Below are 22,075 nucleotides of genomic sequence, written 5' to 3' on the forward strand. Positions count from 1 at the left end.
CAGGATCAGCGCACACAGCAAGGGCTCCGTCCGGTTCTTCCGGACGCAGCCCTTGATGTACGTGCCGTGTGCAGTGCCTCTCCCTTCGCGTCGTCCCGGGCTCAGCGCGCTGCAAGCCGCCCGCCGTCGAGCGTCAACCATCGGTCCGCCACCGAACGCGCGTAGGGCACGTCATGGGTGACCAGGACGACGGCGGCGCCCGCCGCTGCTGCGCTCCTCACCGCAGCGTCCAGCAGCCGAAGCCCGTCCCCGTCCAGGGCCACGGTGGGCTCGTCCAAAGCCAGCACCGCCGGCTTGCGGGCCAGGACGGTCGCCAGGGCCAGCAGCCGTTGCCGCGAAGCCGGCAGCTCAGCGGGGTGCTCACCTGCAGCTGCGGACAATCCGACAGCAGCCAACGCGGCCCCGGTTCTGGCTGCCGCTTCACTGGCGCCGAAGCGCCGGTCCAGGCCGAACCGCACCTCCCGGGCGGCAGTCTGTTCGAACAACTGGTGGCGCGGGTTCTGGAACAGCAGGCCCACGGACGCCGCCACCTCACCCACCGGCCTGGCTGCAATGTCCTCACCGTGCACCAGGACGGAGCCCGAGGTGGGCCGCAGCAACCCGTTGAGGTGCCGCAGGAAGGTGGATTTCCCCGCCCCGTTGGGTCCGGTCACGGCAACGATCTCCCCTGCAAGGAGCTCAAGGTCGATGTCCCGGAGCACTTGTTGAGGCCCTTCCGCCGGAGCCCCGTCTGCGGCTGCCCTGGCCTTCCTGCTTCGCCGTGACTTGTCCGCGTATCCGAAGCCCACACCCCGGAGCTCCAGGACAGGAAGAGCGCCGGCAGGATGATGATCCCGTTGATCATCCGGGGCGTCACCGTTCCGGAACCTTGCCCCGCGATTCTGGCGGGGAACCGGCCGGGGATCCCGCGTTGCACCCGGCCTGGTGCCGGCCCAGCGAATGCCGGCCGGCAGCCGTCCCGCCGCGGCAGTAAGCTCAGCCGGAGTTCCGGTTGCCGTCACAGTGCCGGCGTCGAGGACAATCCAGCGTTCTGCCCGGAGGATTGCCTCGTCAATGGCCTGGCTGAGGATCACGACGGCGGTCCCCCGCGTTACGAGCGAGTTCAGGAGGATGGCGAGTTCGTCCGCCCCGGCTGCGTCCAGGGAGGCAAAGGGCTCGTCCATGATCAACACTTCGGGCTCCGCGATGACGGCGCACCCGATGGCGAGGCGCCGCAGCTGTCCGCCGGAGAGCGTGTCCGGGTGGCGCTCCAGCAGCTGGCTGAGGCCAAGCAGTCCCGCAGTCCTTGCCACGGCGGCCTCCATGGCAGACCGTTCCGTGCCGCCATTTTCCAGGCCGAACGCCAGTTCTTCGGCGACGGTGGCCCGGACTGTGGACAGGATGGCTGATGCGTCCTGCGGAACGAAACCCACCCGCCGGGCCCACTGGGCGGGGTTGATTCGCGGATCGTCCGCTGCTCCCTGGAACTCGAGCGTCGTTTCCGCAAGGGTCAGCCACCCTTGCAGCCGTCCGCCCGGTCCTGGGGGAAGCCAACCTGCCAGGAGCCGGCCCAGCGTTGATTTGCCGCTGCCGGACGGCCCGAGGATTGCCGTAAAAGTTCCGGGCTGGAAGGAGATGTGCACGTCACGCAGGACCGGCGCGTCGTTGTCATGGAAAGCGAAGCTCCCGATGCCAGCGGCAAGGGCGATGGTGGATTTCACCTGGGCTCCCGTCTGGAACAACGGGGCGGCAACGGCAGCGGTGGCGGCCAGCAGCAGGACAATCCGATGGTGGATTTCACCTAGGCTCCCGGCTGGAACAACCGGGCGGCAACCGCAGCGGCGGCGGCCAGCAGCAGGACAATCCGGAGCCATCGCTCCCCCGGCCGGTCCGGTACGTCGCGGTAGCTGGTCCGGGGGCCGGTGCTGCCGAAGCCGCGGGCTTCCAGGGCCGCGGCGCGGGTTGCCGCGTCCTCAACGAGGGCGGTCACCAGCGGAACCACCTGCAGGCGGAAGGCCGCGGCCCGGGCCGGGAGGCCATGCCGGATCACCAGCCCGCGTGCTTCCTGGGCCTGGCGGATGCGCTCCAGCCGGGCTGTGATGGCAGGCAGCAAGGTCAGGGTGGACGCCAGCACGAAGGCAAACCGTCCGTGAACGCCTTTGGCCGACAAGGCCGCCACCAGGTCGGGCACACTTACGCTGAAGGAGAACACCAGGAGGGCCAGGACCGCGGCGGAAAGCTGGGCCGCCCGCTGCAGTGCGAAGGAGAGCCCCTCGGACGTGGCGCGCGCCGGGCCCCACTGGGCCAACACGGTATGGCCTTCCGGGAAAAACAGGCCATGCAGCACCAGCAGCGATACACACAGCGGTACCAGGATGGCAGCTGCCGCCGGCACCAGCCGGCGCAACGTGCCGCTCCAGCCGGCGAGGCCCAGTGCCGCCGCTATCACGGTGAGCGACAACGGCAGGTACGCTGCCGCCGTCGTGATGATTGCGGTACTGCCGGCGGCCGCGAGGGAGGTCAGCGGATGCAGTCGCATCGGGAGTCTGTCAGGCGCCCTGTTCCGAAGCCTTGCCGGCCAGCACGCGGTGCCGCCGGACAAACGGGAACTGCAGGCTCGCACGCCGGGGCAGGGCGTAGATGAGCACGGCCACGACGGTGAACACGATGGCCTTGTCCATGGGGTCGGAGATGAGGGCCTGCTTAGTGATGGCTGCCAGGAGGCTGTCCCCCATGGAGCGGAAGGCGCTGACAATCGCGCCCGTGGCAAGGCCGGACGTGCCGCCGAAGACGAAAGCGGCCACGGGGGCAGATACCACTCCGCCGACGATGCCGGTGACAAATCCGGCCACGGGTGCCAGGTAGAAGCGGCGGAAAAGGCCGTAGCGGGCGGCGAGGCCGGCGAGGCACCCGATCAACGCGGCCCCGGCGGCGAACGGCAGCACGGTGGGGTTGAAGAAGGACCAGACGATGCTGCTCAGGGCACCGGTTGCCGCACCGGCGGCCGGGCCAGCGAGGACCGCGACCAGCACGGTACCGATCGCGTCGAGGTAGAACGGCACCAGGGTGCTGCCAACGAACTGGCCGAGGACGATGTTGAGCACCAGGGCCACCGGAATCAACACCAGGGTGGACGTCGGCAAGGCAGGCAGGACGGCAACAATGAGCAGGATGGCACCGGCCAGGAAGCCGGACAAAGCGATCAGGGCCGAGGCACTTCCCGGTCCGCCGGTAATGTCAGCAGGCTGGTTGAGGACCAGATAAAGGTAGGTGCCGGCAATGGCCACGGCGCCAAGGATTTCCAGCAGCCGGCGTTTGCGGACTGCTGCAGGTGACGTGGACGGCAACGTCAGGGAGTGCGATGACATGGAGTTCCTTCAGGGTGCGCACGGACGGCCCGGGAAGCCCGTGCCGCATGGAGCGCCGCCTATGTCACCTCAGCAGCAGCCGGCAGGCAATCTGCGCCTGTCCGGTCCGTGGATAATTCTACCGCGGCGCCCCCTGCGGCAGCGCGAAGAGTTTCGGTTGTTGAACCTGTCGAACCCCCGGGGTTTCGACAGGCTCAACCACCGGGACGACAGGCTCAACCACCCGGACGACAGGCTCAACCACCGGGACTGCTCAACCCAGCCGGCGGGCCAGGCTGCCGACGGCGGTCACCAGCTCCCGGAAGGCAGCTTCGGGATGGTTTGCGGACACCACTCGGGCATTCGGTGGGATTCCCCAGAGGCCACGGAAGTCGGCAACGGTGGTGCCCATCAGCATCTGTGAACCAGTTTCCACGTCCACGGTGGCGGGCCGGGCCTCGAAGTCCAGGGTGTCTGCGGCGACGCCGGCGGCGAAGTAATCGTGGACGTGGGCCAGGTAGCCCTGGTCGTAGTGCCGGTGGAATTCGAAGTAGAACCGCAGGGCGTCGGACAAGTGCCGGACGAGCGTGGTGCCGGAGGTGCTGCGCAGGCCCTCCGGCTGGCCGGGGAGCACCAGTTCGGGAACCGTGGCGCCGGCGGCCTCCGCCAGCTGCCGGACATGGTCGGGGTGCAGTTCCATCCGCTCGGTGGTGTCCAGCGAGCAGACAATCGGGAGCCTTTCCAGCGGCCGGCCCTGAAAGGCGGCGTAGACTTCCTTGGCCGCGTGCGGGTCCACGTGCGTGTTCCACTCTGCAGTGGGTGTTGTGTTGCCCTGATGGTAGAAGCTGCCGCCCATGATGACCACCTTCGCGAGCAGCTCGGGCAGCCGTGGTTCCTGCCGGAGTGCCAGCGCAAAGTTGGTCAGGGGTGCGGTGATCAGGGCGGTGAGCTCCCCGGGCCGGGCCCGGGCGTGCTCAACCCACAGGTCCACGGCGTTCCGCTCCGAAACAGCCCCGGCGGGCTCCGGCAGGACGGCGTATCCGATGCCTTGTGGGCCGTGGGTTTCGGGCGTGGTCAGCAGCGGTATGGACAGCGGTGCGCGGGCGCCGATGGCCACTTCCACTCCGGGGCGGCCGCACAGCTCCAGCAGCGCCAGGGTGTTGCGCGCCACTTGGTCCGCGTCCACGTTTCCGGGCGTGGCGGTGACGCACACGAACTCCGTGTCCGGCAGGGCGGCGAGGTAGGCGAGGGCCAGGGCGTCGTCGATGCCCGTGTCCACGTCCAGGAGGAAGGCAGTCATGGCGGTCCTAGAAGAGCGCCACCTTGGGCACTGCGGGGAAAATGCTGTCCAGCTCCGCGAGGTCCTTTTCGGAGGGAATCCAGTCCGCTGCTTCGGCGTTCTGCCGCACCTGTTCCGGCCGGGTGGCGCCGGCGATGACGCTGGCGACGGACGGCTGGGCTGACAGCCAGGAGAAGGCGACCTGGATCTCGCTCAGCCCGCGTTCCCTGGCAAAGCTGCTGAACCGGCCCAGCTGGTCCCAGTCGGCGTCGTGGACCATGTGTTGGCGGGTGTGGCTGAGCCGCGAGCCGTCCGGGGCATAGCCCGGCGCGTACTTGCCGGTCAGCAGTCCGTTGGCCAAAGGGAAGTAGGGAAGGACGCCCAGGCCGAATTCCTCGGCTGCCGGGGTGACTTCAAGCTCGGCCCGCCGGTCCAGGAGGTTGTAGTGGTTCTGGGTTGAGATAAAGCGTGTACCCCCGAGTTCCCGGGCGACGTACTCCGCTTGTGCGATCTGCCATCCGGCCCTGTTGGAGTGCCCGATGTAGCGCACCTTGCCGCTGGTGACGAGCGTGTCCAGGGCGGACAGGGTTTCATCTATTGGGGTGAGCGGGTCCGGCGTGTGGAACTGGTAGAGGTCGATCCAGTCGGTGCCCAGGCGGCGGAGCGAGGCTTCCACGGCCTGGATGATGTAGCGGCGGGAGCCCCTGGCGCCGAAGTCGGGGCCGCTGGCGCCCTTCATGTCCATGCCGAACTTGGTGGCAACGACGACGCCGGCCCGCCTGCTGCCGAGGGCCTTGCCGAGCATTGTTTCGCTGAGTCCGGGTTCCCTGCCGTAGGTGTCCGCGACGTCGAACAGGGTGATTCCGGCATCCACCGCAGCATGGACCACAGCGTCGGTTGCTTCCTGCGACTCGGTGAGGGTGTTGGCGCGGCCAAGGTTGTTGCAGCCCAGGCCAACGGTGGAAACAGTGAGGCCGGACTTTCCGACACGGCGGTAGGTGGTCACGGAGACTCCTAAAGGCTGAAGGTGGTGGCGGGCTTGGCGGAGTGCTTGAGCTTGAAGTTCCGGGGATCACTGTGCGGGGCTGCGCCGATGCTCAGCTTGGTGAAGTCCAGGTCCTCGTTCCGGGCACAGACCTTGATGGCGTTGACGGCCTTGTTGACCTCCGGGCAGAGGCAGAAGATGTTGAGCTTGAAGTCCGTGAATTCGGACCGTTCCACGGTGCCGAGCCCCCGCCAGGCGAGGTGGCTGATCAGGGCGTCCTTGGCTTTTTCCTCCAGGTAGTGGTCCCTCTCGGTACCTTCCCTGGTCTTGAGGGCAAACTGGGCCACCACCCAGAACTGCTCCTCATCGGGGATCTCGGCGTAGCCGTCCTCGGCGCACTGGACCGCAAAAGCGTCCAGGAGCCCCTCGGCCGCCGCGGCGTCCGGAATGTCGGTCTCCTCGGTCTTGCTCTGGTGGCCCACCGCGCCGTAGTTCATCACGAACTGGCTGTAGTCCTCGTCGAACCAGGCTTCCCGGAAGTGGAGCGTGCCCTCGTCGTCGCGCTTGTAGACCCTGACAATGCCGCTCATAACCGTCCCTTGGTAAACCATTCAATATCGGTGCCGTCGAAGGGTGCCTGCTCCGCCTTCACGGCCTGGTAAAGCTGTCCGGTGGAGGCCTCGAGTGCTTCCACCAGGTGTGGCGGGTAGTCCATGGCCACGCGGTGTTCGGCGAACTCGTCCTCGTCGTCGATGAACACGCCGCGGTCCGCTGTCCGCACCACGTCCAGGTCCATGTCGATGACGTGGAACTCCGTGACTGCCGGGCGGATCGGGTTCCATTCGTGCGCCACGGCCAGGTCGATGTAGATCCGGACGCCGCCGGGGTGGGCGTCGTCGTAGAACGTGGCCACCCAGTCGCCCTCACGGGGAATGAGCAGGACGGCGTCAGACTTTGTATAGAACGCGGCGCCTGGCCGGGAGCAGAATTCGTTGGTTCCCTGGAAGATCCACCAGCCGTGCCGGTCCTCACCCAGGTAGCGTCCGGGGACCACCCAATGCGCTTTGCCGTTCCATTTGCGATTGCGCGCCACCACGAGGTGGCCGGGAACAAGGCCCTGCGGTTCGCGGCTGGGCCCCGGATGCTTTCCTCCTGCAGGGTCCCCCACAACGCCCGGATACTTCAGTAGGTCCTCTCCCCTCACAGGATCGGAAGGCTGCCGGTGGTGGGATGCTGCTGGCCGGGCAGGGGACGCGCAAAGGGGACCTTTGTCCCCAGAACCTGGGCTACGACGTCGTGCGTAATCTGCTGGGCCGTCATGCCCACGCGCTCCAGGACCTGGTTGCGGGTGCCGTGGTCCAGGAATTCGACCGGCAGGCCCACCTCGTTCAGGGCGGTGTCCACTCCGGCCGCGCGCATCTCCTGACGGATACGGGAGCCCACGCCGCCGGCACGGACACCGTCCTCGATGCAGACCACCAGGCGGTGGTGCGATGCCAGCGCAACGATGGACCGTGGGACCGGAAGCACCCAGCGCGGATCCACCACCGTGGTGCTGATGCCTTGGGCGCCGAGCCGGTTGGAAACATCCAGCGCGAGCTCGGACATGGCGCCAACGGAGATGATCAGCACATCGTTCTCAGTGGAACCCGACGGCCGGCGGGAGAGGACGTCCACGCCGTCGCTGAGCCGTTCCAGCGCCTCCACTTCGGCTCCGACTGAACCCTTGGAGTAGCGGACCACCGTGGGAGCATCGCTGATGGCCACGGCTTCGCGGAGTTCCTCCCGCAGCCTGCTGGCATCGCGGGGCGCGGCCAGGTGCAGGCCGGGGACGATCTGCACCATGGACATGTCCCACATGCCGTGGTGGCTGGCGCCGTCCGGGCCGGTGACGCCGGCGCGGTCCAGGACGATGGTCACGCCGGCCTTGTGCAGGGCAACGTCCATCAGAAGCTGGTCGAAGGCGCGGTTCAGGAACGTTGCGTAAACAGCCACCACGGGGTGGAGGCCGCCGAAGGCCATGCCTGCTGCCGAGGTCAGGGCGTGCTGCTCGGCGATGCCGACGTCGATCACGCGGTCCGGGTGCCGGGCGGCGAACTTGTGCAGGCCCACGGGGATGAGCATGGCGCCGGTGATGCCCACAACGTCCTTGCGTTCATCAGCAATGGCGGCGATCTCGTCAGCGAATACGGAAGTCCAGGACTGGGCCCCGGCGCTGCCGGTGGGTTCGCCGGTTTCGGGGTCGATGATGCCCACCGCGTGGAACTGGTCAGCCTCGTGGGCGCGGGCCGGGGCGTAGCCGTGTCCCTTTTCGGTCATGGCATGGACTATGACGGGCCCGGCATAGTGCCTGGCAGTGGACAGTGCGTGTTCCATGGCCTGGAGGTTGTGGCCGTCCACCGGACCGATGTATTTCATGCCGAGGTCTTCGAACATGCCCTGCGGGGCCCACCAGTCCTTGATGCCCTTCTTCATGGCATGCAGGCTCTTGTAGGTGAACTGGCCCATGGGTCCGCCGTTTTGCAGCTTCTTCTTCCACCAGTCCAGGGCCCGTTCATAGGCGGGGGTGGCGCGGAAGGAATCGATGGTGGGACGCAGGGAGGCGAGGTAATCGGCAAAGCCGCCCACAGTGGGGGCGTAGGACCTGCCGTTGTCGTTAACCACGATGACCACGCGGCGCCGCTTGTCCGCGGCGATGTTGTTGATCGCTTCCCAGGCCATGCCGCCGGTCAGTGCGCCGTCGCCCACCACCGCGACGACGTGCCGGTCGCCTTCACCGGTGAGCTGGCGGGCCCGGGAGATCCCGTCAGCCCAGGACAGCGACGAGGAAGCATGGGAGCTTTCGACGATGTCGTGATCGGATTCTGCCCGGGACGGGTAGCCCGACATGCCGCCCTGCTGGCGGAGGGTACTGAAGTCCTGGCGCCCGGTGAGGAGCTTGTGGACGTAGGACTGGTGCCCGGTGTCAAAGACGATACTGTCGCGGGGAGAGTCGAAAATGCGGTGCACGGCGAGCGTGAGCTCCACCACGCCGAGGTTTGGCCCGAGGTGGCCGCCCGTCTGGGAGACGTTAGTGATCAGGAAATCCCTGATCTCTGAAGCCAGCTGGTTCAGCTGTTCTTCAGACAACTCGTTCAGGTCCTGCGGATTCCGGATGGTGTCCAAGATTCCCAAATGACCCCTCCTTCGGGTGGTAGACGTGCCGTTTAACTCTAACGCCTCGGTCCGCAGGACCAGACTCAGCAGAAAAGCTCGAATGCAAAGCCGAAGCCCCGGCTGGTCGGTGACCGGCCGGGGCTTCGGGAGGTGCTGACTGCTGGGCAGAAACCGCTAGTTTGCGGAGATCTGGCGCAGCACGTACTGCAGGATGCCGCCGTTGCGGTAGTAGTCCGCTTCACCCGGGGTATCGATGCGCAGGACTGCGTCGAAGGACTTTGCGGATCCGTCTTCAGCCGTGGCGGTGACCTTGAGCGTCTTGGGCGTGGTGCCCTCGTTCAGGGCGGTGACACCCTCAACGGAGAACGTTTCCGTGCCGGTAAGGCCCAGGGTCGCGGCCGATTCGCCGGCGGGGAACTGCAGCGGCAGGACGCCCATGCCGATGAGGTTGGAGCGGTGGATGCGCTCGTAGCTCTCGGCGATGACAGCCTTCACGCCCAGCAGGGCGGTGCCCTTGGCAGCCCAGTCACGGGATGAGCCGGAACCGTATTCCTTGCCGGCCAGGACCACCAGCGGAGTGCCGGCTGCCTGGTAGTTCTGCGCGGCGTCGTAAACGAACGCCTGCGGGCCGCCTTCCTGGCTGAAGTCGCGGGTGTAGCCACCTTCGACGCCGTCCAGGATCTGGTTCTTGATGCGGATGTTCGCGAACGTTCCGCGGATCATCACCTCGTGGTTGCCGCGGCGGGAACCGTAGGAGTTGAAGTCCTTGCGCTCCACGCCGTTTGCCAGCAGGTACTGCCCGGCAGGGGTGTCGGACTTGAAGGAACCGGCCGGGGAGGATGTGGTCGGTGGTGACCGAATCGCCGAGCTTCAGGAGCACGCGGGCGCCCGTGATGTCCGTGACCGGCTCCGGCTGTGCCTGCATGCCCTCGAAGTACGGGGGCTTCCGGACGTAGGTGGAGTTCGGATCCCAGGCGAAGGTGTCACCGGCGGGGGTGTCCAGGGCCTTCCAGCGCGCGTCGCCCTCAAAGACGCCTTCGTAGCCCTTGGCGAACATTTCCTTGTCGATGGAGGAATCGATGACCTGCTGGACCTCCACCGGGTTCGGCCAAATGTCCTTCAGGAAGACGTCGTTGCCGGCCTCGTCCTTGCCCAGGGCGTCGGTTTCGAAGTCGAAGTCCATGGAGCCGGCCAGGGCGTAGGCGATGACCAGCGGCGGGGAGGCCAGGTAGTTCATCTTCACGTCCGGGTTGATGCGGCCTTCGAAGTTGCGGTTGCCCGAGAGGACGGCCGCGACGGCGAGGTCGTTGGCCTGGACGGCCTCGGAGATTTCGGCTTCCAGCGGGCCGGAGTTGCCGATGCAGGTGGCGCAGCCGTAGCCCACGATGTAGAAGCCGAGCTTCTCCAGGTAGGGGGTCAGGCCGGACTTCTCGTAGTAGTCCGTGACCACCTTGGAGCCGGGGGCAACGGAGGTCTTCACCCAAGGCTTGGCGGTGAGGCCCTTTTCGACGGCGTTGCGCGCCAGGACCGCAGCGGCCAGCATGACCGAGGGGTTGGACGTGTTGGTGCACGAGGTGATGGAGGCGATGGTGACTGCACCGTGGTCCAGTTCGAACTCGCGGCCGTCAGCCATCTTCACGGGGACGGGGCTGGAGATGCGTCCCGCTCCCCCGTGCGCTGCCGAGTACTTCGGCGGTTCACGGTCGGTGTCGGAGATGTGCGTGGAGCCTGCCGTGAAGGAGGGCGAGTCCGACGCCGGGAAGGTCTCTTCCAGCGATTCGTCCAGGGTGCCGGCGTTGGCATCGTGGGAGACATAGTTCTTGAGGTCGTGGCGGAACTCGTCCTTGGCCTCGGTCAGTTCGATGCGGTCCTGCGGGCGCTTGGGGCCGGCGATCGACGGAACTACCGTGGACAGGTCCAGTTCCAGGTACTCGGAGAACTTGATCTCGCGGGAAGGATCGTGCCAGAGGCCCTGCTCCTTGGCGTAGGACTCCACGAGGGCCACGTTCTGCTCCGAGCGGCCGGTGAGGCGCAGGTAGTCCAGGGTGACGTCGTCGATCGGGAACATGGCGGCGGTGGAACCGAATTCCGGGCTCATGTTGCCGATGGTGGCGCGGTTGGCGAGCGGCACAGCGGCCACGCCTTCGCCGTAGAACTCCACGAACTTGCCCACAACACCGTGCTTGCGCAGCTGTTCGGTGATGGTGAGCACCACGTCGGTGGCGGTGGCGCCGGCCGGGATGGACCCGGTCAGCTTGAAGCCCACAACGCGCGGGATCAGCATGGAAACGGGCTGGCCCAGCATGGCGGCCTCGGCTTCGATGCCGCCGACGCCCCAGCCGAGTACACCCAGGCCGTTGACCATGGTGGTGTGCGAGTCGGTGCCCACGCAGGTATCGGGGTAGGCGCGCACAACGCCGTCAACTTCGCGGGTCATCACGGTGCGGGCCAGGTACTCGATGTTGACCTGGTGCACGATGCCGGTTCCCGGGGGAACCACCTTGAAGTCGTCAAACGCCGTCTGGCCCCAGCGCAGGAACTGGTAACGCTCCCCGTTGCGCTGGTATTCGATCTCCATGTTGCGCTCCAGCGCGCCGGAGTTGCCGAAGGCATCGATCTGGACCGAGTGGTCAATGACCATTTCGGCAGGTGCCAGCGGGTTCACCCGCTTGGGGTCCCCGCCCAGTTCCTTGACCGCTTCACGCATCGTCGCCAGGTCAACCACGCAGGGAACGCCGGTGAAGTCCTGCATGATCACGCGTGCCGGCGTGAACTGGATTTCTGTATCGGGCTGGGCGTTGGGATCCCAGCCTGCCAAGGCGCGGACGTGATCGGCAGTGATGTTCGCGCCGTCCTCGGTCCTCAACAGGTTTTCAAGCAATACCTTGAGGCTGAACGGAAGGTTTTCTGCACCTTCAACGGAGTTCAACCGGAAAATTTCGTATTCGGTTCCGGCTACATTAAGTTTGCCTTTTGAACCGAAGCTGTCCACAGTGCTCATCGCAGGACTCCTCTCGCAACAGTTTCATCTTTGTCGCGCGGTTGACCGCCTGCTAGTTAGGAGGCCCTAATATGTCCGGGCCCGAAAATTGCACACGGCCGGCCGTGATTACGGAGCGCGACGTGGGACTACTACCGCCATAGTAGTCGAAATACGTTAGGGCATCAGGGACGCCGAGTCAGCAGGGCCACCGTCTCCAGGTGGTGGGTGTGCGGGTAGAGGTCGAAGGCCCGGAGGGCAGAGAGCTCCCAGCCGGCCTGGCGGAAGTACCCCACGTCACGGGCGAACGACGCCGGGTCGCAGGACACGTAGGCGACGGCCCGGGGGTTCGAGGCAACAAGCTGCCCCACCACCGCTTTCCCGGCCCCCGCCCTGGGCGGGTCCAGGATCAGGGCGTCGAAATCCCGCGGTTTCTGGCGGAGGACGCGCTCAACACGGCCCTGGACGATCTCCACGTGCGGCGCCGCGTGCAGGTTCTTTCGTGCGTCGCGGCTCGTTCCCGGGGCGCCTTCCACCGAAAGGACCGAGCCCGTGTCGCCGACCGCGTCGGCAAGGACCGCCGTGAAAAGGCCCGCTCCGGCGTACAGGTCCGCCACTACAGCGCCGGGATGGAGGAAGCCGCCGCCCTGCAGGAATTCTGTGACAGCCCCCACAAGTGTCCCGGGCGCGTCGCGATGGATCTGCCAGAACCCGGCGCCGGTCACGCGGTACTCATGTCCGGCTGCTGATTCCTGCACCCACAGCCGTCCGCGCAACTGCTCGACGGCTTCCGTTAACGGATCAAAGGCCGCGACGGATACGTCGGCGGGCAGTTGGGCTGCGATGGCCGCGAGCCGCTTGGGTTTGGTGCCCTCCGCCGGGGCCAGGAGCACCAGCGGACGCGAGCCGTTCGCCGGCGCAGCCACCTCCACGCGGTCCACCCCCTGCAGGTCGATGTCCCACAGGCGCAGGTTGTTGACGGCGTCCGTGGCCAGGGGCATCTCCCTTACCGGGATGATGTGCCCGGAACGGTGGGCGTGCATCCCCAGCCTGCCGGCGGGGGTGACGGAGAAGCTCGCCCGCGTCCGCCACCCGAGGCCGCTTCCGCCGTCGGACGTTCCGCCCACGGCTTCCACGGACGTTCCTGCCGGACTTTCCGGCAGTTGCTCGACGCCGGCGAGCCGCTTGAGCTGTTCGGCGAGTACGTCTGCCTTGAGACTGCGCTGGCGGGCCAAGGCGATATGGCCGAACTCCGCTCCGCCCACCGGCGGGTGGCCGTGGCTCCAGGCTCTGCGTGAATCCGCCGCGTGCCAGAAATGGTCCACGCGGTCCGGCGAGGCTTCGAGGACTTCCACTACGTCAGCACGCCAGAACTTGGCCTTCTCGTCAGCGTCCGTGAGCCGGGCCCGCACCTTCTCGCCGGGGATGGCGTGGCGGACAAAAATGACGCGGCCTTCATGCCTGGCCACGCAGTGCCCGCCGTGGGCCACGGGTCCGACGTCGAGCACTACTTCAGTGCCGGCTTCTCCGGCAGGTGCCGGCTGGAGTTGTGTCTTTGAAATCATTGGACGTCCTGCAGGTTTTTCGCTTCTTCGGATGATTTGAGCTGCCAGGGAACGCTGGCCACCATGACGCCGGGTTCGAAGTGCAGCCGGGTCTTGATGCGCAGTGCGGTCTGGTTGTGGACCAGCTGCTCCCACCACTTGCCCACCACGTACTCGGGGATGTACACCACCACCAGGTCGCGCGGCGAATCCCGCCGCATCTGTTTGACGTACTCCATGATGGGCGTGACCGTCTCACGGTAGGGGCTTGCCAGCACCGTCAGCGGCACGGGAATGTCCAGCTTTTCCCAGTCGCCCACCGTGTGTGCCGTTTCTTCGGGATCGATGTCAACCGTGATCGCGTCTAAGCGCGACGGGCGGGAAGCCCGGGCGTAGGCCAGGGCACGGAGGACGGGCTTGCGGACGTGGGACACCAGCAGGACGGCATGGACGCGCGTGGGCAGGGCACGCGGTGAGGAATCCGCGTCCACTGCAAGTTCCCTGGCCACATTGTCGTAGTGCGCCCGGATGCTCCACATGATCAGGAAGAGGACGAACATGGCCAGCAGCGCGATCCAGGCGCCCTGCTCGAATTTGGTGATCAGGACGATGACCAGCACCAGGGCGGTCATGCCGAAGCCCACGGTGTTGATGGCGCGGGACTTCGCCATGCGGCGCCGCACGGCCTTGTCCTTGGCCAGTTTCAGTTCCCTGCCCCAGTGGCGGATCATGCCCAGCTGGCTGGCAGTGAAGGAGATGAAGACGCCCACGATGTAGAGCTGGATCAGTTTAGTGACATCGGCGTCGAACGCGATGATCAGCACCAGTGCACCGGCGGCGAGGGCAAGGACGCCATTGCTGAAGGCGAGCCGATCGCCCCTGGTGCGGAGCTGGCGGGGAAGGTAGCCGTCCTGGGCAAGGATGGAGCCCAGGACCGGGAAGCCGTTGAAGGCAGTATTGGAGGCAAAGACCAGGATGACGCCGGTGGCGGCCACCACGATGTAGAACGGGATGGAGCCGGGCCCGAAGATGGTCTGGGCGATCTGGCTGATGGCCGGATTCTGGATGTAGTCCTCGGGCAGCGGGTTGCCGTTGAGCAGGAACTCTTTGGCCGGGTCCAGCACAATGTGGACCTTGGTGGCGTTGGCCAGGTAGATGATGCCCGCCAGCATCGCCGCGCCGATCACGCCCAGGAGCAGCAGCGTGGTGGCAGCGTTTTTGCTCTTGGGGACCTTGAAATTCGGGACACCGTTGCTGATGGCCTCCACGCCCGTGAGTGCCGCGGCTCCGGAGGAGAAGGCCCGCAGCAGGAGGAAGGCTCCCGCCAGGCCCACCAGGCCTTCATCGAAGCCCGCCGCCGGGACGATCGTGAAGGCAGCGGACGGCGCCTGCCCCAGCTGCCCGGTGGCGGCCTGGAAGATGCCCACGGCCGTCATACCAATAATGGACGCCATGAAGATATAGGTGGGCACCGCGAACACGCTGCCGGCTTCCTTGATGCCGCGCAGGTTGACCAGGGCGAGGATGACAACGCCGATGGTGGCAATCATGGCCTGCTGGCCGTGCAGTGACGGGACCGCCGTCGTCAGGTAGGACGCTGCCGAGGACATGGACACGGCAACCGTCAGGACGTAGTCCACCAGCAGGGCCGACGCCACGGTGAGGCCCGCGAACTTGCCCAGGTTCTCATTGGCGATCTCATAGTCACCGCCGCCGGAAGGGTACGCGTGGACATTCTGCCGGTAGGAGGCCACCACGGTCAGCAGCACTACCATCACGGCCAGGCCCACCCACGGCGAGAAGGCCACGGCACTGACCCCGGCCAGGGCCAGGGTCAGCAGGATTTCATCCGGCGCGTACGCTACCGAGGACAGCGCGTCCGACGCGAAAATCGGAAGTGCGATCTTTTTCGGGAGCAGGGTATGGGCCATCCGGTCATTTCGGAATGGCCTGCCCACCAGCACGCGCTTGACCGCATTGAATATTGTCAGCACTCCACAAAGCTAGTCTGATTCCCGGTCTGTGTCATGACGGCCGGTCAACAGCGGCATCCGGGACGCTGACGGTAGAGTTCTAGCGGCAGGACGAACGGGAAAGAAACATAAGGAGATACTGGTGGCGCATTTCGTGATCATGGGATGTGGCCGGGTGGGGGCCACGCTGGCGCACACCCTTGAGGACGCCGGGCATTCCGTGGCCATCATCGACCAGGACGACCGGGCTTTCCGCAGGCTCCGCCAAGGCTTCACGGGCCGCAAGGTCACCGGGGTGGGCTTCGACCGGGACACCCTCAAGCAGGCCGGCGTTGCCGATGCATACGCCTTCGCTGCAGTATCCAGCGGTGACAATTCCAACATCCTCGCCACCCGCGTGGCCCGGGAAACCTTCCACGTGCCCCATGTTGTGGCCAGGATCTATGATCCCGGCCGGGCCGAAATCTACCAGCGCCTGGGAATCCCCACCGTGGCGGCGGTCCGCTGGAGCGCGGACCAGGTGCTGCGGCGGATCCTCCCGGAACAGCACTTGGCCGGTGACTTCCGGGAGCCTTCCGGGCGCCTGGTGCTGGCCGAACTGGATCTCGACGCCGGCTGGATCGGCCACCGGGTCAGCAGCATCGAAAAAGCGGCCGGCGTCCGCGTCGCCTACCTCACCCGGTTCGGCGAAGGATTGCTTCCCGACGCCGGTACCGCCTACCAGGACGGCGACACCGTACATGCCATGCTGCAGGTTGACCGGAGCGCCCAGGTCTCCCAGATCCTCGCCAAAGCACCCGCCAAGGAGTACCAGTGAAAGTTGTGATTGTGGGTGCCGGCAGCGTCGGATCGTCCATCGCCCGGGAACTCCTGGCGCACAAGCACGAAATCCTGCTGATCGACCTCAAGCCTGAGGTGATTGGGCGCAGCGGACTTCGCGGTGCGCACTGGCTGGTCGGTGATGCCTGCGAGCTGAGCACGCTCCAGGGCGCCAAGGTGGAGGACGCGGACGTGGTGGTGTCAGCCACCGGCGACGACAAAGTCAACCTGGTGGTATCCCTGCTGGCGAAGACAGAATTCGGGGTCGGCCGCACCGTGGGCCGGGTGAACAATCCTAAAAACGACTGGATGTTCAACGATTCATGGGGCGTGGACGTTGCCGTCAACACTCCCCAGCTCATGACCGCGCTGGTGGAGGAAGCCGTGGAGATTGGCGACCTGGTCCGGCTGCTCACGCTCCAGACCGGTGTGTCCTCGCTGGTGGAGTTCACCGTCCCGCACGATTCGCACGTCATCGGCAGCACCGTGGGAGACATCCAGTGGCCGGAGGACTCCACCCTGGTGGCCATCCTGCGGGACCATGCACCGATTACGCCAAGCCGTGACGACGTCATCGACGGCGGCGACGAACTGTTCTTCGTCACGACCATTGCCGCGGAAGACGAGCTGCGCGCGCTGCTCTCCCCCGAATCCTCGGAACCGCCGAGGCCACGGGTTGACGCCGGCACGGGCCACGCGGACCAGCAGGCCCCGGAGGACGACGGGTTCGACGGTTAGTCTCTTCGACGGCTAGTCGCGGCTTGTTGCATCCGTTGGGGCTGCGCCGTCCTCCCCGTCGATGCCCGGCGGGGCCGGTCTCGTGATGAGCCAGGCGGCCCAGATGCCCAGGATGTACAGCGGAGTGCCCATGATGAGCCTGGTGGTGGCGAGGGCGGCGAGCCCTTCCGGCCCCAGGAGATAGAGCGGGACCTGCACCACAAGCCGGAGCACCAGGACGGCAACGATGATCCATGTGCCAAGCCGGTACGCCTTCAGCCGGGCGGGGTCCTTGCGCCAGTCCAGGCCCTCGTTGCGGATGAAGCCGAAGAGCAGGCCGGCCACCGGCCATTTGACCAGGATCGAGATCACCATCGCCACGATGTAGGCCGCATTGGTGAAAAAGCCCGGCAGGTAGAAGTCCTCAGCCTTGCCCGTGGTGTTGGCGAGCCAGGCGGAAATGCCCACGCCCACGACACCAGCCAATGCCTGCGTCAGGGGACGCCGCTGTACCAGCCGGACCACGGTGAACACCGCGGCGGCCGCCAACGCGGCCACGAGGGAAACAGTGAGGTCCCGGCTGACGGTGTACGCCACGAGGAACACCAGGCCCGGCAGGATGCTTTCGGCAATGCCCTGGACTCCACCGGCGCTGCGCAGCACGTCCACGCGCCCGTCATGGGTCCGGTGCAGCCCTGCCTTGGCCGCGTAATCGGCAGCAAGGCCTGCCATCGGCGACGGTGCCTGTCCGTCAACCGCTTCCTGCCCCTCTGGCGCCTTGTTCTCCGGGACGGCCGGCTGCCCGTCCTGGCCAGGGCCGCTGGAAGGGCTGGGATTGGGCACGGTCATTCGTTCTCCTGGCGGGACAGTATTTCGTAGCGGGGGTTGAACATGGTGGGCAGGCCCTGGACCGTAGAAAGCATTCCTTCGAGCCGCACTTCGGTGCCGGCGTCGATTCCCGGTACCCGCCGCCGTCCCAGCCACACCACACGAAGCCTGGCGGGGCGTCCGGCAGCGGGCCCCGTCACGCGGTGGCGCGCATCGGCGTCGGAAACTATGGCGCTGAACTCGGCCGTCTGGTCCGTGGGAACATACGTCACGGATTCGATCCACCCGTGGCAGGCAACCCGCCCTTTGACCGGCAACTGGCTAAGGGGGACGTCGCCGTTATCACCAAAGGGAGCTCCCCCTGACGCGGGATCAGCCAATCTGGGTGATTTCAGGACCACGTTCAGGTTCCTGGAGTGATGGTGCGCCTGACGGCGGCGTGGCGGTGGCGTCCTTGGGCAGGCGCAGCTGCAGCAGGTCACGCGGCGGCATGGGGTTGTCTCCCCGGATCACCACCACCTGCCGGAACAGTGCTTCGAGGGGTTCGGCAGCAGGACGTTCGAGCGCTGCCGCACCGCCCAGGACGCCGCGCAGGAACCAGCGGGGACCGTCCACTCCAATAAAGCGGGCCACCCGGTAGCCCTGGCTGCCATCCGGCAGGCCGGCAGGCAGTTTCGCCACGAGCTCGGTTCCGAAAGGCCCTTCGATCTCCTCAACCTGGCCACCCTGGACACCGACGGACTGGCCGATCTGCTCCCGGATCTCGTCCCAGAGTCCCTCGCTCTTGGGGGCCGCAAAGGCCTGCAGCTGGAGGCTGGAGCCGTTAAGGTCCATGGTCACCGCGACGACGCGCTGCGTGGCTTCTTCCACTTCCAGCCGGAGCTGGAGCCCCTCGCTGGGGGTAATCAGGAGTGCACCCAGGTCAACGTAGCCATCACGGCTGCTGATTTCGGATTCATCGAAAGGGCCCTTGGAGCGGTGCCCGGAACTGTCGTTCGCCTCCTCCGCGGTCTCCGCGGCAGGCAACAGTTCGTCCGGTTCGGCTGCTTGTTCCTTCTTGGCTTTCCTGCCGAGCCCAAAGACCATTTGGGTGTCTCCTTAGTTGGTTGCCGGGCTGGCCCGTGGGGGGTCCCGCCGTCGTGCTTTGTTACCGTCCTGCCGGCGGGTGCCGGAACTGAGGCGCGGGTGAGGGAAGGATCCGTTCAGGCCCGGGGCACGTTGAAGCCGCCGGTAGAACCGAATCCACCTGTGCCACGGACGGATCCGCTCAATTCGTTGACGGGGATGAACTGCGCGTACTCAACACGCTGAATGACCATCTGCGCAATTCTATCGCCGCGGCGCAGCTCGATGCTTTGCGTCGCATCAGTATTCAGCAGGGTAACGGCGATTTCGCCGCGGTATCCAGCATCGACGGTTCCGGGGGCGTTCACGATGGTGAGGCCGTGTTTGGTGGCCAGGCCCGAGCGGGGATGAATCAGGGCAACGAAGCCGTCGGGGAGTGCGATGGCCACACCGGTGGGGACCAGCTTTCGCTCCCCCGGCTTCAGGACAACATCCTCGCGTGCCCGAAGGTCCGCGCCCGCGTCGCCGGGGTGGGCGTAGGACGGTGCCTCCATCTCCGGGTCCAGCATCTTCAGCTGGACCTGCAGGGTGGGAGCACCCAGGGCGGCGGGCGGCACCAGGGCCGCGGCTTCGTTAGGGAACGTATCTACTGTGGCGGGATGTTCAGTCACAGTCACTCACTCTAACCCGCGCCCCCAAATCAGTCCTAGGGCCGCGGCACCGGGGCAGCCCGTGCATCCTCCGCGAGGTGCGGCTGCTGGAACGGTTTTAGCCAAGGTGAAATAGGCGGGTAAAAATGGAAAGCTTGGCTCATGCCCGAATCAAGCTCCCCTGCGCCCGTGCCCGAGATTCCGTCCACCGGGGCGCCGGTGATTTATCGGGAGAAGCTGTGGCCCAATGTTTGGATCTGGATTATCTCAGCCGGTATAGCCGGGGCCGGCATATTGGTGTTCGCGCCCATCAGCATGACAGCGGGTTATACGGCCGCGGCGGTGCTCTTCGCGATCATTGCTGTTCTCCTGATCCTGTCCACGCCGGCCATTGTGGTGACCGGCGATTCACTGACCGTGGGCCGCGCCACTATTGAGCGTCGGTTTGTCGGCTCGGTGGACGGGTTCCGGGGCGAGGACGCGACGGCGGAACGCGGGACCCGGCTCAATGGCCTGGCGTTCCTCTGCATTCGTGGCTGGATAGATCCCGTGGTCAAGATCCAGATCACCGACCCGTCGGACCAGACGCCCTACTGGCTGACCTCCACCCGGCACCCCGACGAACTGACCGCGGCCCTGGCCCGCGGGTAAGCGGCTCTTGCTTTTCCCGTCACTCGGGTGAGCCGCCCTGCAGGCTCTCTCATCCCAATGAGCCGCCACGCCGGTCCCGGCACACGGGTGAACCGCCCCGCCGCGCTGCGAACCGCCGTCGGCATGCCTGCCCTTGCTACCCCTCACATTCCTTGCAGTAGAGGCGGCCGTCCTTCTCGCGGGCGATTTGGGAACGGTGCCGGACCAGGAAGCACGATGAACAGGTGAATTCGTCCGCCTGGGCAGGCACCACCTGCACGGTCAGCTCTTCACCCGAAAGGTCCGCGCCGGGCAGTTCGTAGCCAGCGGCCAGATCGCTTTCGTCTTCGTCCACCACTGCGACCGGCTTGTCCGTGCGGCGGGTCTTCAGCTCCTCGAGGGAGTCCTCGCCGAGGTCTTCTTCAGACTTGCGCGGCGCATCGTAATCGGTGGCCATGTTCGCCGTATCCTTCTTCCTTTTTGCCAGCCTGCCAATGCCACCCTTCATAACGCTGCAGATACGGTGTTTGTGCCCGCAGCCTTGCCCCGCTTTCCGCTCGCCGTGAGCGCCCGTGCCCAGGCTGGCAGCCGGAATATCGCGGCGCGCCCTGCCCCTTGACACAAAACGGGTTCACCGGGTGGCAGAGTTTCGATTGATAGTAATGCCAGGGTGGAGGATTTGTATGCAGGATCTACGGCTTGTAGGCGTACACGACGACGGGATGCATCTCCTGTTGAGCGGGGCCGGCGGCGAGATGTTCCAGCTGCCGATCGACGAAGCGCTGAGGACCGCGAGCAGGCCTGCGCCCAGGCCTGCTTCCGAACGGCCCGCCATTCCCTTGTCCCCGCGGGACATCCAGGCGCGGATCCGTGCCGGTGCCACGGCGGCGGATGTGGCAGAGCTGTCCGGCCTGCCGCTGGCCAAGGTGGAACGCTACGAGGGACCCGTCCTGGCGGAACGCGAGTACGTGGCCCAGCAGGCCCGCAAAGTGGAAGTGGCTTCGCCTTCACCGGGCCACGACATCTACCGGTCAGCGTTCGGCGATAGTCCCGCCACCTTGGCTGACATGGTGGCCCACAGGCTTTCCGCCCACGGCATTGATCCTTCCTCCGTTGAATGGGATTCCTGGCGGCGCCAGGACGGCACCTGGACGGTATCGGCCAGCTTCGAGGCAAACACCGGCGGAAAAGCAGGTATTGGTGAAGAACCACCGGCACTCTGGACCTTCAGCCCAACCCGGAAGTCGCTGCAGAATGCCAACCGTTGGGCGCAGCAGCTCAGCGAACTTGAGCCGCTGGATGGACCGGTTCCGGCACGAAGGCTTTCTGCTGTCTCCGACCGTCCCTTCGATTTTGAAACCGACGCTGACTCCGTCCGCCCGTCACCCGGCGCCGAGGGCCAGCCCGATGCCAAGGACCCGGACGGACTCCTTGACATGCTGCGCTCCCGCCGGGGCCAGCGCCTGGGTGTGGACGAGGACTCTGACGACGCCCTGGCACTGCTGCTGACCCATGGCGTCCCCGCCGCCCACCCTAGGCCGTCCGAGGTAGCCGCCGAGGCGGAGGAGGACGCAGACGAGTCGCAGGAAGACATCCCGGAGACTCCAGCCGCCCAGGCCAGCTCCTTCACCCGGCGACGGGACGCCAGGCCTTCCATGTTGTCGCGGCTCAGCCTCATACCTCCACACCGGGAGGCGATGGAGGATGCCTTGAAGCTGCACGATGGCGTAAGCACCGAAACCCGCGAGATCACTATCGTGGCGTCGCCCCTGCGGCCCTCCGGCGGTGCTCAAGGAGGCACCCCAGGAAACGGTCATGGGGACGCCGGCAGCCGTGAGGCAGGCGGCAGTGACTCTGGCGGCAGCGCCGGGGGCAGCGTCAATCTTTCCAGTGGCGCGGGATTGAACGAGTTGCTGGGCAACAACCCGCGGCGTCCGGCACCGCGGCCCGACGACAGCTCTCCCGCTACCGGCCAGCTTCCGGAAACAGGCGCGCCCGAGCGGCAGCCAGGCCGGCCGAAGCGTTCCAGCGTTCCGTCCTGGGACGAGATTGTGTTCGGCACCCGCAGCGAGTAGGCAGGTCTCCCCAGTAAGTAGGCGAATCTCCCCAGTAAGAAAAGCTTG

At 66.3% G+C, this 22,075-nt stretch carries 19 protein-coding genes and 1 pseudogene; 4 read left to right on the top strand and 16 right to left on the bottom strand.

What is annotated here, in order from left to right; genetic code table 11:
* Positions 1-101: 101 nt before the first annotated feature.
* From QF047_RS12265 to QF047_RS12315, 11 genes and pseudogenes are all read right to left on the bottom strand, one after another.
* Positions 102-1,700: an ABC transporter ATP-binding protein gene (locus QF047_RS12265; RefSeq protein WP_307277365.1), complete on the bottom strand. Its 1,599-nt coding sequence runs from the start codon at positions 1,698-1,700 to the stop codon at positions 102-104.
* Between the two features lie 80 nt (positions 1,701-1,780).
* A complete protein-coding gene (locus QF047_RS12270) occupies positions 1,781-2,518 on the bottom strand; it encodes an energy-coupling factor transporter transmembrane component T (RefSeq protein ID WP_307277368.1) in 738 nt (245 codons plus the stop codon).
* A gap of 10 nt (positions 2,519-2,528) precedes the next feature.
* Positions 2,529-3,347 carry an ECF transporter S component gene (locus tag QF047_RS12275; RefSeq protein ID WP_307277370.1) on the bottom strand — a complete coding sequence of 273 codons (819 nt, stop codon included), beginning with the start codon at positions 3,345-3,347 and terminating at the stop codon, positions 2,529-2,531.
* A gap of 253 nt (positions 3,348-3,600) precedes the next feature.
* A complete protein-coding gene (locus QF047_RS12280) occupies positions 3,601-4,626 on the bottom strand; it encodes a nucleoside hydrolase (protein ID WP_307277371.1) in 1,026 nt (341 codons plus the stop codon).
* Between the two features lie 7 nt (positions 4,627-4,633).
* Positions 4,634-5,611, bottom strand: a complete 978-nt coding sequence (locus QF047_RS12285) for an aldo/keto reductase (protein WP_307277373.1) — start codon at positions 5,609-5,611, stop codon at positions 4,634-4,636.
* Positions 5,612-5,619: 8 nt separating this feature from the next.
* On the bottom strand, positions 5,620-6,180 hold the full coding sequence (locus QF047_RS12290) for a hypothetical protein (protein WP_306633084.1): 561 nt from the start codon (positions 6,178-6,180) through the stop codon (positions 5,620-5,622).
* Positions 6,177-6,758: a DUF402 domain-containing protein gene (locus QF047_RS12295; RefSeq protein ID WP_307277376.1), complete on the bottom strand. Its 582-nt coding sequence runs from the start codon at positions 6,756-6,758 to the stop codon at positions 6,177-6,179. Before QF047_RS12295 ends, QF047_RS12290 begins: the two co-directional genes overlap by 4 nt.
* 32 nt (positions 6,759-6,790) lie before the next feature.
* Complete coding sequence (dxs, locus tag QF047_RS12300) at positions 6,791-8,764, bottom strand: 1-deoxy-D-xylulose-5-phosphate synthase (protein WP_306633081.1); 1,974 nt, start codon at positions 8,762-8,764, stop codon at positions 6,791-6,793.
* A gap of 156 nt (positions 8,765-8,920) precedes the next feature.
* Positions 8,921-11,747: pseudogene (locus tag QF047_RS12305) on the bottom strand (aconitate hydratase).
* 164 nt (positions 11,748-11,911) lie between these two features.
* Positions 11,912-13,291, bottom strand: coding sequence for a class I SAM-dependent RNA methyltransferase (locus tag QF047_RS12310; protein ID WP_307277381.1), 1,380 nt, complete (start codon positions 13,289-13,291; stop codon positions 11,912-11,914).
* Complete coding sequence (locus QF047_RS12315; protein WP_307277385.1) at positions 13,288-15,264, bottom strand: APC family permease; 1,977 nt, start codon at positions 15,262-15,264, stop codon at positions 13,288-13,290. Before QF047_RS12315 ends, QF047_RS12310 begins: the two co-directional genes overlap by 4 nt.
* Positions 15,265-15,385: 121 nt before the next feature.
* Here QF047_RS12315 and QF047_RS12320 point away from each other — a divergent pair, with 121 nt between their 5' ends.
* Together QF047_RS12320 and QF047_RS12325 are read left to right on the top strand one after the other, a co-directional pair.
* Positions 15,386-16,060 carry a TrkA family potassium uptake protein gene (locus QF047_RS12320; protein ID WP_306633075.1) on the top strand — a complete coding sequence of 225 codons (675 nt, stop codon included), beginning with the start codon at positions 15,386-15,388 and terminating at the stop codon, positions 16,058-16,060.
* Positions 16,057-16,800, top strand: coding sequence for a TrkA family potassium uptake protein (locus QF047_RS12325; RefSeq protein ID WP_306633074.1), 744 nt, complete (start codon positions 16,057-16,059; stop codon positions 16,798-16,800). The genes QF047_RS12320 and QF047_RS12325 overlap by 4 nt, the downstream gene beginning before the upstream one ends.
* 12 nt (positions 16,801-16,812) lie before the next feature.
* Here QF047_RS12325 and QF047_RS12330 read toward each other — a convergent pair whose 3' ends face one another.
* The 4 genes from QF047_RS12330 to dut form a co-directional block, all read right to left on the bottom strand.
* Complete coding sequence (locus QF047_RS12330; RefSeq protein WP_306633072.1) at positions 16,813-17,628, bottom strand: DUF3159 domain-containing protein; 816 nt, start codon at positions 17,626-17,628, stop codon at positions 16,813-16,815.
* Complete coding sequence (locus QF047_RS12335; protein WP_306633070.1) at positions 17,625-17,879, bottom strand: hypothetical protein; 255 nt, start codon at positions 17,877-17,879, stop codon at positions 17,625-17,627. The genes QF047_RS12330 and QF047_RS12335 overlap by 4 nt, the downstream gene beginning before the upstream one ends.
* 100 nt (positions 17,880-17,979) lie before the next feature.
* On the bottom strand, positions 17,980-18,693 hold the full coding sequence (locus QF047_RS12340) for a DUF3710 domain-containing protein (protein ID WP_307277393.1): 714 nt from the start codon (positions 18,691-18,693) through the stop codon (positions 17,980-17,982).
* Positions 18,694-18,809: 116 nt separating this feature from the next.
* Entirely contained in the window at positions 18,810-19,343 is a 534-nt protein-coding gene (dut, locus tag QF047_RS12345; RefSeq protein ID WP_307277396.1) for a dUTP diphosphatase, read from the bottom strand.
* A 141-nt stretch (positions 19,344-19,484) separates the two neighbouring features.
* Here dut and QF047_RS12350 point away from each other — a divergent pair, with 141 nt between their 5' ends.
* Positions 19,485-19,973 carry a DUF3093 domain-containing protein gene (locus tag QF047_RS12350; RefSeq protein ID WP_307277398.1) on the top strand — a complete coding sequence of 163 codons (489 nt, stop codon included), beginning with the start codon at positions 19,485-19,487 and terminating at the stop codon, positions 19,971-19,973.
* Positions 19,974-20,109: 136 nt separating this feature from the next.
* Here the strand turns inward: QF047_RS12350 and QF047_RS12355 are convergent, their stop codons facing one another.
* Positions 20,110-20,409 carry a DUF4193 domain-containing protein gene (locus QF047_RS12355; RefSeq protein WP_306633062.1) on the bottom strand — a complete coding sequence of 100 codons (300 nt, stop codon included), beginning with the start codon at positions 20,407-20,409 and terminating at the stop codon, positions 20,110-20,112.
* 226 nt (positions 20,410-20,635) lie between these two features.
* On the opposite strand from QF047_RS12355, the gene sepH reads away from it, so the two are divergent.
* Complete coding sequence (gene sepH / locus QF047_RS12360) at positions 20,636-22,027, top strand: septation protein SepH (protein WP_306633060.1); 1,392 nt, start codon at positions 20,636-20,638, stop codon at positions 22,025-22,027.
* Positions 22,028-22,075: the final 48 nt, after the last annotated feature.

Origin of the sequence: Arthrobacter sp. W4I7 (assembly GCF_030816215.1) — a bacterium.
GTDB classification, from domain to species: Bacteria; Actinomycetota; Actinomycetes; order Actinomycetales; family Micrococcaceae; genus Arthrobacter; species Arthrobacter siccitolerans_A.